The sequence below is a fragment of the Schleiferilactobacillus harbinensis genome, from assembly GCF_008694105.1.
GTDB classification, from domain to species: Bacteria; Bacillota; Bacilli; order Lactobacillales; family Lactobacillaceae; genus Schleiferilactobacillus; species Schleiferilactobacillus harbinensis.
In genome coordinates this window covers 533,986-548,963 of record NZ_CP041364.1, presented here as the reverse complement: position 1 = coordinate 548,963, position 14,978 = coordinate 533,986, and the positions used below count along the sequence as shown (strand labels likewise).

The following is a 14,978-nucleotide window of genomic DNA, read 5'->3' as shown; positions in this document are numbered from 1 at the left end:
GACTCTCTGGAACGGATTCGCGTAACATTTCTCATGCAGTTTCAAATTGACTTCATTATAACCTCTTGGTTTTCAAAAAAACAAGGGGTGATGTCAATTTGTTTTCATTTCTGCGAGTTAGCCAATTGCGCCCGCCGATCTGGTCCGTTGACTTGGATCTCCCGCGCTAAGAATTTGATTCGGGCCATGATCCGATTCGACTTCAATGAATCATCCTGGCCGTTGCGCCCGGTCGCCATGAACTCCTGGAGATTAGCCATACTTAAATTCGAACTGAAAAAAGTAGCCAATCGTTCCTGCATGCGATACTGCAAAATAACACCCAATACATCATCCCGGAACCACGGACTGGGCGTCTCCCCGCCGATATCATCGAAAACCAGAATGGGCACAGCTTCGATCTTACGGATGCGGTCCAGTACACTGTTATCGCTGATGGCGTCGCGCATTTCCACAGAGAAGGTCGGCACATGCAGGATCAGCGTGGGAATGCGGTAATCGGCCAATTCATTGGCCATGCCGCCTAACAAATACGTCTTCCCCACCCCGTAGCTGCCTGTAAGGTAGAATCCCTGATGATATTTTTTCGGCGACGCGACATAGTTATTCACAAATGTGAGGGCCGCCCCCAGCGCTTCTTCCCGTCCGGCAGTATCCAGCGCGTCCAGCCGGGCGTCTTTGAAGTCTTTGGGCATGTGGGCCGCATCGACCAAGGCCGCCTTTGCCGCCGCCGCGTCGGCAGCGACCTTTTCAGGTTGCGGTTCATAGGTCACGTCAATCAAATGATTGTTCACGATCAGACGCGGATAATAACCTGGCGCAAAGGTTTCTTCATGATTAGCAATTTTTTCTTTTTCGTTGAAAAATTCATACAGCTTGGCCATGCCTTTGTTGACCGCGTCCGGATCTAGTTTTCCTTGATTTTGTTGAAAGAACGCGCGGACATCGGGATCATTCTTCACCCGGCGAATGATGTCCGCATACTTTTTCCGGCGCTGATCCTGATTCAGATAGTAGGCCATATCTTGACCGACATTTTTCATGAGCGGGTCCCTCCCTTCGTGCGTTCTTCTCTATTTTTGCGCAGCTTGGCCATTTCGGCGACCAGCTTAGCTTGTGTGCTTTGATCAGTTGGTTTGGCGGCGGGCGGCTGATAATTCGGATCGGCCCAGGCCGGTTGTTTCGTTTTCGGCGTCACTGTGCCCCGACGGTAGTTACTGCGGCCAGGCGCTGAGGTGTTATTTCTCTGCAAGAATTCGCGGATATGGGCAAAAGCCTTTTCCGGCGTATCGATATGATTGGACAGCCAATCGTTGGCCGTGCGATCCATTGAATTTTGATTAACGATTTGATAATTCGTTACCAAGTAATGGATCAGCACGTTCACCACACTATCCGGCAATGCGTGGCGCTGGGTCAAAGACATCACCGTCTGCGGCTCAAATTTACCGATAATCGTGCCGAGACGCTGGTGCTGCCACTGCAGGAAATCTGCTGGCGCAAGCCGCTGCGCTGCATCTAATACCTCCGCTTCTGTTGGCGGGGTGCGCGGTTTGGTCGGAGCATCCACCGCGGGTACTGGCGCCCCTTGGGTCAAATACTGCTTGCGGGCCATGGTCCGCAGGCGCTGCGGTTCAAGCCTATTGGTCATGATGTTTTTGCTGGCTTCAATCAGTTGCGCCATGCCGATTTCGTCAATTTTATAGAAATCGTGCAGGGTGAAAATAAGCTGGGCATTCTCCTCCAACTGGTCGCGGTTGATCTGGGCGGGCATTAACTGCTGAGCCAGCAAGTCCCAGTCAAAGCTAGCCAATTGGGCTGCGCTGTAACGCGGCCGCGCACTAGTCGCCGCCTGAGTCGTGCGGGCCGCGGGCGTTTGCCCCTTCGCGAGCAGCGATTCGACTTCCGACGAAAACACGGTCGTGAAATCCTGACTCACATTCGTGTACCCCGTCCGGTCAAAACTTTGCTTTTTAAAATGCTGGCGGATCTGCTCTAAACGATGATCCCCGACCTGTTCCCGCAAAAACTCGGTGAGCAGCGGTTCGTGGAAAAACTCCTGAGGCGGCAATGGAGCGTGCAGTTCATACACGTAATATGTCCCGATCTGGTCGGTTTTGCGGTATGACTGTACCAAATCCAAAGCCTCCAGCTTGCTGCGGGCGACAAAGAAAGTCGTTAAATCTTCCCCCAGCATGGTGATCAGCCAATTGTGGGGCAGGCGATCCGACAGAACCATCGGCTGACTAGTACTGTGCACCAAAGTTTGCAGAATATGGTATAGCGCAAAGCCCACCGCGCCGGTGAGCGGTTGATAAAGATACGTCAGCAGTTCTTCTGAATACGCGCTCAGATAGTCCGCTGACGTCACGAGGAAACCATCTTGAGGCGACAGGCTGCCGATATTGGCGACTTGGCCGTTCATTTTTTATTCCCCTTCTCCGCTTTCTTCGGCGGAGTATCCGGATTCGGATGGTGGTTGCCCCGCTGCATCATTTCCTGTAATTCTTTCATGAACACATTCATATCCTTGAACTGCCGATAGACACTGGCGAAACGAATATAGGCCACGTCGTCGATGTTCGACAGGCGGGTCATCACAGCTTCCCCAATATCCTTAGAAGATACTTCGTTTTCGCCGGTTTCCCGTAATTGGCGTTCCACCGCGTCCACGAGGGCGGTCATTTGTTCCATGGTCACGGGCCGCTTCTCCGCCGCGCGAATCACGCCCTTCAGTACCTTTTCCCGGTTGAACTCTTCCCGGGTGCCGTTCTTTTTGATGACCAGCAGCGGGGTCTGCTCGACGCGTTCAAAGGTCGTGAACCGATAACCGCAGTTTTCGCATTCCCGCCGGCGGCGAATCGCCCGGTTGCCATCAGCCGGTCGAGAATCAATAACCCGCGAACTATTGTGGTGACAGCGGGGACAAAGCATAGTCATTCCTCATTTCTTAACGTGTGGGTAATACCGATTTGGGCCAGGATCTGCTGCACTTGGGGATAGAGGGCCGCCAAGGGACCGGTATTGTCAGTGACAAAATCGGCCCGGGCGCGTTTTTCTTCAATCGGCAGCTGGGCAGCGATGCGGGCATCAGCGTCCGCCGCCGACAGCCCGTCCCGCTCCATCAGCCGAGCCTTCTCCAGGGCCGCCGGTACATAAGCCACCAATACGCCGTCCACCATTGCAAGATAATGACCGCCCTCGTAAAGCAAGGGAATATCCAAGACGATCAGCGGTGCTTCCGCAGCCCGGTACCGGTCCAATTCGGCCTGAATCGCTGCCCGAATCAAACCGCCGTTCAGCTGATCTAATTTGTGCCGCTGGGCTGGGTCGTGAAACACGATCTGCCCCAGGGTATGCCGGTTCAAACTGCCGTCTGGATTGAGGACACCGGCACCAAAGGCTTCTTTGATGCGGGCCAAGCCCTCGCTTCCGGGCGCCACGACTGCGTGGGCAATGGCATCCGCGTCCACGACGGGATAGCCCCACTCTTTGAAAATCTGGGCCACCGTGCTCTTCCCGGTCGCGATGCTGCCCGTGAGGCCAAGCACGTAACTCATGGTTAATCTGCCTTCTTTTGCGGAAGCTTTTGGCAATGGGGACAGAAATGTGTCCCCCGGCCAGCCACTCGAATTTTGACGATCATTGTACCACAGCGTTCACAGGGTTGTCCTTCCCGGTCATAGACGTGCAGGGCGTTTTGAAAATCCCCTGTTTGTCCATCCGCGCCCACAAAGGAATGGACGGTCGTCCCGTGGGCGGCGATGGCCTGCTGCAATTCGGCGATGATCGCGTCATGCAGGCGGCGGATCTTCACTGCGGAGATCTCGTCCGCCGGTGTCAGCGGATGGATCCGGGCCAGCCACAGCACTTCATCCGCATAGATATTGCCTAATCCTGCCACAACGGTCTGATTCAGCAAAATACCCTTGATCGCCGCGTGGCGCTTGGCCAGCGCCTGTTTCAGATAATTCACGGTGAACTCTGGGCTGAACGGTTCCGGTCCCAAGTCCCGCAGGCCGTGGACCTGATTTTCGGCGCCGGTGGGTACCAGCGTCATTCGGCCGAACTTCCGCATGTCGCGGTAACGGAGCTGACTGCCGTCAGTGAAAGTGAAAATCACATGGGTAAAGCGTTCCTTGGGCGCATTGGCGGCGCCGTAAGCATATTTGCCCTCCATCCGCAAGTGGGAAACCATCGTCCGGTCGCCGCTGAAGCGGAAAAGCAAATACTTGCCCCGGCGATCAACGCCGGTGATCGTGCGGCCAGTGACGGCGGCTTGAAAGGCGGCTAAATCGCCGCCGACAATTTTTGGCCAGTCGCTGCTGACGGAGCGCACCGTTCGGCCGATCACCGTGTCCGCCAAACCGCGGCGGACCGTTTCCACCTCCGGTAATTCTGGCATTGTGTCCCAGACCCCTTTCTGTTCAGTTACTTCACATCATACCAGGTATCGCCGAAACTGCTGTCCACTTTCAGCGGTACTGCTAATTTTACGGCCGAATCCATGATTGACGGCACGAGCTTCTCCAGAATTGGGATTTCTTCCCGCGGTGCTTCAAAGAGCAGTTCATCGTGCACTTGCAGCAGCATGGTGGCTTGCAAATGCTGATCTTTCAAGGCCTGGGCCATATTGATCATCGCTACTTTGATAATATCGGCGGCGCTGCCCTGGATCGGCGTGTTCATCGCCGTGCGTTCCGCAAACTGGCGCAAATTACGGTTTTTGGCATTAATGTCCGGCAGATAGCGGCGGCGGTGCATAATCGTTTCCACATAGCCTTGTTCCCGAGCGGTCTTCACGATCTGCTCCGTCCAGTCTTTGACTTGGGGATACTGTTCGAAATAGGCGTCAATGAACGCCTTAGCCTGTTCCCGGGGAATCCCGATGTTTTGGGACAATCCATAGTCCGAAATACCGTAGACGATACCGAAGTTCGTGGCTTTAGCCTGACGCCGCATGTTATCGGTGACTTGGCTCGGGTCGGTCAGATGGAAAATTTTCATCGCCGTGTTAGCGTGGATATCCCGATTTTCCTTGAACGCTTCCTGCATGTTCCGATCGCCGGATACATGGGCCAGCACCCGCAGCTCCACCTGGGAATAGTCGGAGTCAAAGATCTGCCAACCCGGATGGCTGGGCACAAAGGCCTTACGAATCTGCTTGCCCTCATCCTGATGCATGGGAATATTTTGCAAGTTGGGGTCTTGCGAAGATAGCCGGCCGGTTTGGGTCAGCGTCTGAATGTAGCGGGTATGAATCTTGCCGTCAGGATGGATCTGACTGAGCAAGCCTTCCACATACGTGGATTGGATCTTGGCCAGCTGGCGATAGCTCAAAATCATCTGAATGATCGGCGACTCATCCTGAAGCTTCTCCAGAACCGCTACGGACGTCGAATAACCAGTCTTCGTTTTTTTGATCGGCGGCAATTTCATTTCGTCAAACAAGACAGTGCCCAGCTGTTTTGTCGAATTAATGTTGAATTCATGACCGGCTTCGGTGTAGATCTGATTCTCTAAGTCCTGCAAACGTTCCTTGAGCGACACGCCCATGGCCTTTAATGTGTCCGGGAGGACCTTGATCCCGGCGATTTCCATATTTGCCAGCACGATGGCCAAGGGCCGTTCCAGATCAGTGTACAGTGTGTACTGTTCATGGGCCTGCAAGTCTTTAACCAGTTGCGGCTGCAAATTATAAACACAGGCCAGTTTATGGGCAATGTGCTGGATGAACACAGCCTGGTCGTCAGGTACTTGGCGTTTCTTGCCTGTGCCGTAAACCGCGGCATCAGTTTCCACACCGGTATACCCGTGCTGGGCTGCGACGGAACCCAGGTCATTACTGTTATCCACCGTATTCAGCAAGTAAGACACCAGCAGCATGTCAAAGTCGATGCCGTTGATCGTTGCCCCGAAGCGATGAGCAGCGACGTAATTCCGTTTGGCGTCAAACACATATTTTACTTTTTGCGTATCAGCCAGCCAAGTTTGCAATGCCGGTTCGCGCAAAATCGCGTCCTGAGTGGCCACATACCACTGGTCCGGAGTGCCCAGCCCCACCGCAATGACCGGCTCGGTGTGGTAATTATCCCCCAGCATTTCGATCATGAAAGTCTTGGGCGCATCCCCCGCCAGTGCTTGCGGCAAGTTGGCGGCCGTTAATGCCGTTACGGGCAAGTCCTTTTGCACTGGCGCGTCATCGTCCCCTTGGGGGGCAAGATCCTTGATAAAGGAGTTGAAGTCCAGTTCTTGATACAACGCCAGCAAGGCTTGGTTGTCTGGGCCCGGATAAACCGTATCCGCCAACCCCAAGGTGATCGGGGCATCCGTCCGAATCGTCGCCAAATCTTTGCTGAGGAAGGCCATATCCTTGTCGTTGATCAGGTTTTCTTTCATTTTGGACTTTTTCATATCGGCCACATGGGCATAAAGATTTTCTACTGAGCCGTATTCCTGAATCAGCTTCAACGCGGTCTTTTCGCCCACCTTGGTGACGCCGGGATAATTGTCGGAATTGTCCCCCATCAACGCCTTGACGTCAATCAGCTGCTTGGGCGTGATGCCCAGCTTCTCTTGGAAGTGTGCTGGCGTATAAGCTTCCAGCTCAGCGACGCCCTTCAGCGTGACCTGGACCGTAATCTGGTCGCTGGCCAACTGCGTCAAGTCCCGATCGCCGGAGAGTACAGTGACCGCCATCCCCGCCTTGGCGCCTTCCTGGGCCATCGTGCCGATAATGTCATCGGCCTCGTAATTCTTCAGCTCGTACCACTTGATACCATACGCGTCCAGCAGCTTGTGCAGGAACGGCAGCTGTTCAGCCAGTTCGCCAGGCATCTTGGCCCGGGTGCCTTTATATTCCTCGAATTTTTTTGTTCGGAAGGTCACTTTTCCAGCATCGAAGGCCACCAGCACATTGGTAGGATCAACCTGCTCCAGGATATTGTCCAGCATGCGTTTGAACGCGAAGATCGCGTTGGTATGCAGGCCGTCGCGGTTGATAAATGAGTCCAGCGCGCTGTGCATGGCAAAGAAGGCCCGGAAGGCCACACTGTTCCCATCCACCAGCAGTAATTTCTTGGTTGTCGGCACGTTTGAAAACTCCTTTCTGACGCTCTTTCTTCTCTATATTGTAACAAAAGAAAACCGTTGAAACACGCGTTCCAACGGTCATCCAGGCAGCAATTCAATTATTTGTCGGCTTGCAGCGCATCCGTGAAGACTTTTTCGTACTTCTGGATGTCGCCGGCACCCATGAACACCAGCACGTTGCCCTTTTCTTTGAGCAGCGGCGTGGTATCACCATTCTCCAAGACTGTAGCGCCCTGGGGGATCTTGGCGGCCAAATCGGCACTGGATACATTCCCGTGGGATTCCCGGACGGAGCCGAAAATCGGGAAGACATAAACCGCGTCAGCTTGGCTCAAACTCTTGACGAAACCAGGCATCAAGGCCTTGGTCCGGGTATACGTATGGGGTTGGAAAACCGCGACGATCTTGCGGTCTGGGAACTTTTGCCGAGCCGCGTCCAATGTAGCGCGAATCTCGTTGGGATGATGGGCATAGTCGTCAATGACCTTCGTGGTGCCGTAGTCTGTTTCGGCAAAGCGGCGCTTCACGCCGTCAAAGGAAACCAGCTCTTGGGCAACCTTGGCCGGATCCATCTTTTCCAAATGGGCGACACCGACAACCGCCAGACTGTTCAAAATACTATGCTCGCCAAACAAGGAAACCGCGTAATGGCCGATCGGCTGCTTGTGGAACAGCACGTCAAAGCTGGACCCTTTGGTGGTGCGGACCACATTGACGGCTTGGAAATCATCAGTATCTTTCAAGCCATAGAAGTAAATCGGGACATCCGTCTTCAATTCATGGACATGGGGATCGTCGCCCCAAGCAAAGATGGCCTTCTTGGTTTGGTTGGCCTCTTGCTGGAAGGCGGATACCACGTCATCGATGTCCTTATAGTAATCCGGGTGATCATAATCGATGTTGGTGATCACCGCGTAGTCGGGATGATACGAAACGAAGTGGCGTTCATATTCATCGGCTTCATAAACGAAGAAGCGGGCCCCGGGCACGCCTTTACCGGTGCCGTCACCAATCAGATAGCTGGTCTTGGCCACCCCGGACAGGGTGTGGGCCAGCAAACCAGTGGTGCTGGTCTTGCCGTGGGTGCCGCTGATGCCGATGCTGGTGTAGGGCTTCATGAATTCACCGAGGAATTCATTGTAACGGTACATGGTCAGGCCCATTTTCTTTGCCTGCTGAATCTCGGGATTGTCGTCCCGGAAGGCATTGCCCCGGATAACCGTCATGCCCTCTTGGAGATTCGCCGGGTCAAACGGATACATGGGAATGCCCGCGGCCGTCAGCGGCTTCTGGGTGAATGTATACTGATCAATATCGGAACCCGAAACATCGTTGCCTAAGTCATGCAAGATCAGCGCCAGCGCGCTCATCCCTGAACCCTTGATACCGATGAAATAATACTTCGTCATGTATGTCATTCCTTCTCTTCGTCTTGTTGATGCGCGGTTGCGGCAGTGTCCGCATCCCCCCGGTAAAAGACCTTGCGGGGTTTGGATCCCCGGGGACCAGAAACCAAGTTCTTGGCCTCCAGATGATCGATGATATTAGCGGCCCGATTGTAACCGACAGAAAACAGCCGCTGCAATTTACTGGTGGAAATGGTGTCCTCATGCTGGACATAATCCAGCACTTGGTCCCACAGCGGGTCTTCCTCTTCAGTCACCGTCGCCGCTTTTTGCAAATCCTGGTTGGTGAATACGTAATCCGCCTGAGCTTGCGCAGTGATGGCCGCCGTCACCCGGTCGATCTCGTCGCCGGTGACATAAGCGCCCTGCAAGCGCAGGGGATGATTAGAGCCGTTCGCCCGATAGAGCATGTCACCCTTCCCCAGCAGCCGATCGGCACCCTGGGCATCCAGAATCGTGCGGGAGTCGACTTGACTGGACACCATGAAAGCGATCCGAGTGGGAATGTTGTTCTTGATCACGCCGGTTAAAACATCCACACTCGGCCGCTGAGTGGCAATCAGCAGGTGGATCCCCGCCGCCCGCGCCTTCTGGGTCAGCCGGGCGATACTGTCTTGGACAGCATTGGCAGTGGTCATCATCAAATCAGCTAATTCATCAATGACGACGACAATATAGGGCATTTGCATCTCTGGTTCACGCTGCGCTTTGGCCCGCTGATTGAACTCTTCGATGTTCCGCACACCGGCTGCCACCAGCTGGGTATAGCGCTGCTCCATCCGTTCGACGACCCAATCCAGGGCCGCCACAGCTTCTTCCGGGTCAGAAATGACCGGCGCCAGCAGATGGGGCAAGTTGTTGTATGGCGCTAATTCCACCGCCTTAGGGTCGATCAGCAGCAGTTGCAATTGATCCGGCGTGGCTTTCAGCAGCAGCGACAGTAAAATCCCGTTGATGAACACGGACTTGCCGCTGCCGGTAGAACCGGCGATCAAACCGTGGGGCATCTTGCGCAGATCCGCCACCACCGGCCGGCCGAACAGGTCGATGCCCAAAGCCACCGTCAATGGCGACAGGGATTGGGCGAAGGCCGTGGAGTCGACGATCTCTTTCAGCGCGACGGAGCGCGGCTTAGCGTTGGGAATTTCGATCCCCACCGTACGCTTGCCCGGAATCGGGGCTTCGATCCGAATCTCTTGAGCGGCCAGCGCCAGTTTCAAATCATCAATGAGCGCGGTGATTTTGGACACCTTAACCCCCGGCGCCAGTTGGATCTCAAACTGGGTCACCGTTGGGCCGACTGTTTGATGGACAACACTGCCGTCCACATGGAAGGCTTTCAATGTCGCGTTCAGCTGACCAGTTTGATTGGCCACCCATTCATCATCTTTAGTCGAATCAACATCCTGGACCGGCCGCAGCAAATCGGTACTGGGCAGCCGATAACCAGTATAATCCGTCGTTTTGCCGCTGTCAGCAGGCAAATGGGCAGTGGCCGCAGTTGGCACCGGACCAGTTGGGGCCATGGCTGCCGCTGCGGGCTTGGGTGTTGCCGGGGCCGCCGGTTGGACCGGCGCCGGTTCTGCCGCGGCCGGTTGCTGCGGACCTAGAGCCTTCTTCAATAGGTCATCGGGCATATGAAAGGCACCGAGCACTGAATCGTCATCGGCCGCTGTTTCTTCAGTATCCGATTCTCTGCTGTCCTCAGTTTCCTGAGGATCTGACGAACCGATGGATTCAGCTGCATCATCTGCTTCTCTGTGCGCAGATCGTGTTTCATCAGCAGCGCTGCCCGGCAATTCTGCCGGTTGCGGTTGCGGAGTTTCTGCAGGTGCCGGTGTCTCGTCCGGCATGTCAGATTCTGCTGACGCCTCGCGTTCGGGCAGCGGTTTTTCTTTGCCCGCGGCCGCTGGGCCGTCTGCCGCTGTCTTCTCTGGCAGCGCCGGTTCGATTGGTTCCTCAACGTCATCATTCGGATCCGCAAATAAGAACACTTGACCAGGTGTCTTGTCAAACGCGGCCACCATCGTCGGATCCGCCTTGTGGTCGGAATAAATAAACGGATGCAGATTACTGATTGGGATATAATCCGCCGTCAAATCATCCGGTGCCGGACTGGGCGCGGCTGCCGCCGGGTGCTGCCGCGGCACTGGCCGGTGCGCCGTACGCGGCCGGACGGTTGGGGCAGTTGACGTCGTCCGTTTTTTCGGTTCTTGAGCCGGCGCCCGCCGGTAAAACGCCGGACCATCGTAATGCGCCATAGTCAAATCTCCTCTTTCTTCTCTGCATCTGATTGTAGCAGAATCCCCAGACACAAAAAACAGCAGATGCCAAATCCCTCAGGACTTGACCCCTGCTGCTGATCAAAAATTAATAGGTGAGCTTAAAGTTCGCCGGAATAAAAGCGGCGCCCACGGGCGCGTCCGCCGGCAAAATCAGCAAGCCCGGTTTTTGCGGGGCATTGGGCAAAGCCAACTCCCGGGGCGCACACAGCATACCGTAGGACGGCACACCGCGCAGTTCGCCCGGCCAAATGATCTTGCCGCTGGGCATGAAAGCACCGGGCAAAGCCGCGACGACCTTCTGGCCTTCAGCGACGTTAGGCGACCCTACCACGATTTGGCGCGGCTTTTCTTCGCCGACATCGACTTGGGCGATCTTTAAATGATCGGAATTGGGGTGCTTCTTCAATTCCTTAACGAACCCGACCACCAAGTAAGGCTTGGGGTCGGCGGTCAGCCGCTCGGCAAAACCGGCATTAGCCAGCGCTGTATTCAGCTTGGCCACATCGGCTTCACCCAGCTTGACTTGCCCATCATGGAGCACGTCGCTGCCGAGAATGTCCGCCGGGTGGAAGAAATTCATCCCCACCAGTGCGCCGCTTTTGGCGTCCCGGATCACGGTGACATTTCCCCGGCGCTCACTGGTCTCTGTAAACTCGCTATCCTGGGCGACCACTGCGAAGAGCACGTCCAGACGGTGATTGAATGCTGTAATTAACAAGGCTTTTTGCTCCTTACCGATTTAAGTTCACCTAAGTTTAGCATTAGGCCGGTAAGTTGTCGATAAATGCCTCGATCTGCTTCTTGGTCTTCCGGTCCTTGTTCACGAACCGGCCGAGCTCTTTGCCGTCTTTCACCGCGATGAAACTGGGAATACCGAACACGTCCATATCCTTGGCCAGATCCAAAAACTTGTCCCGGTCAATTTCAACAAACTGCCAATCGCTGTATTCCTTCTCAATGGCGGGCATCTGCGGCTTGATAAAGCGGCAATCCCCGCACCACGCGGCATCGAAGAATAGCATGTGCTTACCCTGGGCCGTCACGTCTTGCAGCTGAGCATCGTCCATTTCAGCCAATGACTTCATTCCTCCACGCTCCTTTCGCTTTCTTACTTACTAATTATAAGTGAATAGGTCAAAAAAGTAAACCACCGGCTGCGGCGTTGGCAAAGCTGGCCATCCATCATATAATGGGAGCCGTATACTTCAAAAAAGAAAGCAGGTTACGATTATGGCCAAGTCACCCCGTCCTTGGGTCTATTTCGCCGCTGGCGCCCTTACCGGACTATTCACCGGCGCCGTAGAAATGTATTGGCACCAACGCAGCGCCCAGCACTTATTGGATCACCGGCTGCAGCAAGTGAAGGATCTGTTCCTGCAGGAAGGACCCATTCAAGGGTCCTGGATTGAATCCCAAGCTCATCCCTACACTGGTAAAAACGGCCGCACCACCGATGTAAACTATGGCGGCATCACCCGCCAAGAAAACGGGCAGTTGCGGCAGTACGAATTTATCATGGACGTCCCGACCGGCCAGCTGCTGGATATTTATCCCTTAGCCTGATGGAACACCGCCCGGACGCCATAAATAGGCTGGCCCTTGGCGCTGAACTTATCCTCGTATTCCGTCGGCACATTCGCCGCCGCCCAGGTTGTGTCATCGTGATGCAGATCCAGACTCAATTGCTGAAACTGCATCCCAAACTGATTCATACTGATCAGCGAATATTCGAAGAAATGACGGTTGTCCGTCTTCAACTGCACCACCCCATCCGGCACGAGCAACTGCTGGTATTGGGTGAGAAAGCTGGAGTATGTCAGCCGTCTTTTTTCGTGCCGCGTTTTGGGCCACGGGTCAGAGAAATTCAAATAAATTTCACTGAAGTGCCACCCGGCAAACAGGGCCTGCAAGTTCTCGGCATTGGCCACCACCAGCTGCAAATTCGGCAGCTGCGCGTCGACCTGGGCTTTCAAAAGCACTGCCAGGGCGGAATGCTGCATCTCCAAGGCAAGAAAATTGATCTCCGGGTGCAGCTGGGCCATTTTAAAGATAAATTGACCCTTGCCAGTGCCGATTTCCAGCCGTACCGGCTGTTTCTGAGCAAACTGGTCGGCGACGTGCTCCGGTTGCACTTGGATGAGTTCCGGATGGGCATCGATCAGTTCCTTCGCCCAGGGTTTATTTCGTAACCGCAAAAAGAATTCCTACTTTCTAAAAATTACTGCATCTTGGCGATTCGCCGCGGTGCATAGAGATAAATAAACGCTAAGGTCACGGCCAGTGCGATCGCGGCCGCGGCCAGTGTGAGCAAAGAAAAGCCCAGCTGCCAGACCATGGGGATGACGAAAATCACCCAAGCCAGCAGCAGCAGAACCGTCAATAACCGGGCAAACGAATGCTGCTGACTCGCTGGCGGCACGGGGTACAGGAAAGTCATCACGTTATTGCTGTACTGGCCGGCAAACGGCAGCAGCTGAAAGCCGATCAAGTAGATAAACAGTGCCGCTACCAGCGCGGCCGCCCACCATGTGGGAATAAAGTACAGGGCGATCGCCCCAATGATGGTGAGCCGCAGGAACAGTCCCAGATACTCGCTGCCCCGCAAAAAGCCGCGGACATATAAATACGTGAACGTATGCGGCGGGGTCAAGGTCAGTCGGGGAATGAACACATCCAGATACTTGCGCCGCTTCGCACTGCTGGTCAGGCCAGGCACATCGGTGAACAGGTTGTAGAACCGATAAATCCTGAATTGGCGCCGTTCTTCCCGGCCAATGGCCACCAGCCAGTCGATCCGGCTGCGGCGGATCACCCGCTGGAACGTCGTGGTCAGCCACATGTACCAGCCGATGGCCGCGAGTATGGCGACGATGGCCAGCCAACTCGGCCCATAGACACTGAGCGCCAGACTCAGTACGCTGATTCCCTGGGCAAGCCAGAAGCGGCCGGGTGCGGCCGTCTGCTGATCCATCAACAGGCCCAGTCCCTGCCGCACCAGGTCGGTGCTTTTCAGGAGCACCAGGATGAGCAGGAAGGCCGCCCACTGCAGCGTCGTCACCCCTGCCCCGCGAACAGCGAAGGGAAACGCCAGCAGGCCAACAAAGAGCAGCGCCGTCAGCGGGACCGGCAGACTGTAACGCCAAGCCCCCCGCAAATACTCTCGCATGTCCGCTTCCCGGGGCTGAAGGAAGACCGAATCCGCCTCAAAAATCAGGCTGGCAAACTGACCGACCTGCAACAAGGCCCAGAAGGCCAAAATCAATACCGGTTTGCCCCACCACAGCGTGGTGATCCCCTTGAGCGCATTGGCATAACTGACCCCTAAGGCCCCGAAGAGAAAGATCAGGGCAATCATAAAGTGATCGTTGAACACCAGCCGCAAATACTTCAGCTGCTGGGTCAAATGCCGCTGTTGGCGTTGGTGCCACAGAGTCTTCATGAGGCCGCCGGCTCCTTTGTCATCGCCAGATAAATATCGTCCAAGTTGGCGTCGCTCATGCCGAATTCCTGCTTCAATTGATCCAGCGATCCCTGAGAGCGGACCCGCCCATTATTCAGCAGAATAAACGTGTCCGCGTATTGCTGGGCGGTGGCCAAAATATGGGTCGACATTAAAATCGACGCCCCCGCCGCTTTGCGTTCCTGCACGATCGTTAACAGATCATGAACAGCCAACGGATCCAGCCCGGTGAACGGTTCATCAATGATGAACAGCTTGGCCTCCGTCATGAAGGCGGTCACGATCATCACCTTTTGGCGCATCCCTTTGGAAAAATTGCTCGGGAACCAATCCAGCTTATTATCCAAACGGAACATTTTCAGCAGCCGATCGGCCTTTTCCCACGTTTCTTTGACCGGCAGACCGTACGCACTGATCGTTAGATCGATGTGTTCCTTTAAAGTGAGTTCCGGGTACAGCACCGGGGTCTCCGGGACATAGGCAATTTGCTGGTGATAGGCGGTGGCGTCCTGCTGGATCGTCAAGCCGTTCACCGTGATGGTCCCCTTCGTGGGCGTGAGCAGACCGATGACGTGCTTGATGGTGGTGGATTTACCCGCCCCGTTCAGCCCGATCAACCCGGCTATCGTCCCGTCCGGCACGCTGAACGTGACGTCATGGAGCACCGGTACGTGGGCATATCCGCCCGTTAACTGATCAACATTAAGCAATGAATCAACGCTTCCTTTCGTTCGC

General features: G+C 55.0%; 14 protein-coding genes. 1 reads left to right on the top strand and 13 read right to left on the bottom strand.

What is annotated here, in order from left to right:
• Positions 1–104: 104 nt before the first annotated feature.
• The 10 genes from dnaI to FMM01_RS03000 form a co-directional block, all read right to left on the bottom strand.
• Entirely contained in the window at positions 105–1,043 is a 939-nt protein-coding gene (gene dnaI, locus FMM01_RS03045; protein WP_150391641.1) for a primosomal protein DnaI, read from the bottom strand.
• Positions 1,040–2,425: a DnaD domain protein gene (locus FMM01_RS03040; RefSeq protein WP_150391640.1), complete on the bottom strand. Its 1,386-nt coding sequence runs from the start codon at positions 2,423–2,425 to the stop codon at positions 1,040–1,042. Before FMM01_RS03040 ends, dnaI begins: the two co-directional genes overlap by 4 nt.
• Positions 2,422–2,934 (bottom strand): transcriptional regulator NrdR, encoded by a 513-nt coding sequence (gene nrdR / locus FMM01_RS03035; RefSeq protein ID WP_027829235.1) that lies wholly within the window; start codon positions 2,932–2,934, stop codon positions 2,422–2,424. Before nrdR ends, FMM01_RS03040 begins: the two co-directional genes overlap by 4 nt.
• Before the next feature lie 2 nt (positions 2,935–2,936).
• On the bottom strand, positions 2,937–3,560 hold the full coding sequence (gene coaE, locus FMM01_RS03030; RefSeq protein ID WP_150391639.1) for a dephospho-CoA kinase: 624 nt from the start codon (positions 3,558–3,560) through the stop codon (positions 2,937–2,939).
• 2 nt (positions 3,561–3,562) lie between these two features.
• Positions 3,563–4,405, bottom strand: coding sequence for a bifunctional DNA-formamidopyrimidine glycosylase/DNA-(apurinic or apyrimidinic site) lyase (gene mutM, locus FMM01_RS03025; RefSeq protein ID WP_150391638.1), 843 nt, complete (start codon positions 4,403–4,405; stop codon positions 3,563–3,565).
• Positions 4,406–4,431: 26 nt separating this feature from the next.
• The gene (gene polA / locus FMM01_RS03020) at positions 4,432–7,092 is read right to left on the bottom strand and encodes a DNA polymerase I (RefSeq protein ID WP_150391637.1); all 2,661 of its coding nucleotides are present in this window, start codon (positions 7,090–7,092) and stop codon (positions 4,432–4,434) included.
• Between the two features lie 98 nt (positions 7,093–7,190).
• Positions 7,191–8,510 (bottom strand): UDP-N-acetylmuramate--L-alanine ligase, encoded by a 1,320-nt coding sequence (gene murC / locus FMM01_RS03015; protein WP_150391636.1) that lies wholly within the window; start codon positions 8,508–8,510, stop codon positions 7,191–7,193.
• The gene (locus FMM01_RS03010; RefSeq protein ID WP_150391635.1) at positions 8,507–10,759 is read right to left on the bottom strand and encodes a DNA translocase FtsK; all 2,253 of its coding nucleotides are present in this window, start codon (positions 10,757–10,759) and stop codon (positions 8,507–8,509) included. Before FMM01_RS03010 ends, murC begins: the two co-directional genes overlap by 4 nt.
• A gap of 109 nt (positions 10,760–10,868) precedes the next feature.
• Positions 10,869–11,501 (bottom strand): YtpR family tRNA-binding protein, encoded by a 633-nt coding sequence (ytpR, locus tag FMM01_RS03005; RefSeq protein ID WP_035441007.1) that lies wholly within the window; start codon positions 11,499–11,501, stop codon positions 10,869–10,871.
• Positions 11,502–11,544: 43 nt separating this feature from the next.
• The gene (locus FMM01_RS03000; RefSeq protein WP_035441009.1) at positions 11,545–11,868 is read right to left on the bottom strand and encodes a thioredoxin family protein; all 324 of its coding nucleotides are present in this window, start codon (positions 11,866–11,868) and stop codon (positions 11,545–11,547) included.
• Between the two features lie 145 nt (positions 11,869–12,013).
• On the opposite strand from FMM01_RS03000, the gene FMM01_RS02995 reads away from it, so the two are divergent.
• Positions 12,014–12,346, top strand: a complete 333-nt coding sequence (locus FMM01_RS02995; RefSeq protein ID WP_027829243.1) for a hypothetical protein — start codon at positions 12,014–12,016, stop codon at positions 12,344–12,346.
• Here FMM01_RS02995 and trmB read toward each other — a convergent pair.
• From trmB to FMM01_RS02980, 3 genes are read right to left on the bottom strand one after another with little or no spacing between them, the layout of a single operon-like run.
• On the bottom strand, positions 12,331–12,978 hold the full coding sequence (gene trmB / locus FMM01_RS02990) for a tRNA (guanosine(46)-N7)-methyltransferase TrmB (RefSeq protein WP_027829244.1): 648 nt from the start codon (positions 12,976–12,978) through the stop codon (positions 12,331–12,333). The two genes, FMM01_RS02995 and trmB, sit on opposite strands and share 16 nt — an antisense overlap.
• 23 nt (positions 12,979–13,001) lie before the next feature.
• Complete coding sequence (locus FMM01_RS02985; RefSeq protein WP_150391634.1) at positions 13,002–14,222, bottom strand: ABC transporter permease; 1,221 nt, start codon at positions 14,220–14,222, stop codon at positions 13,002–13,004.
• Positions 14,219–14,953 (bottom strand): ABC transporter ATP-binding protein, encoded by a 735-nt coding sequence (locus FMM01_RS02980; protein WP_027829246.1) that lies wholly within the window; start codon positions 14,951–14,953, stop codon positions 14,219–14,221. The genes FMM01_RS02985 and FMM01_RS02980 overlap by 4 nt, the downstream gene beginning before the upstream one ends.
• Positions 14,954–14,978 lie beyond the last annotated feature (25 nt).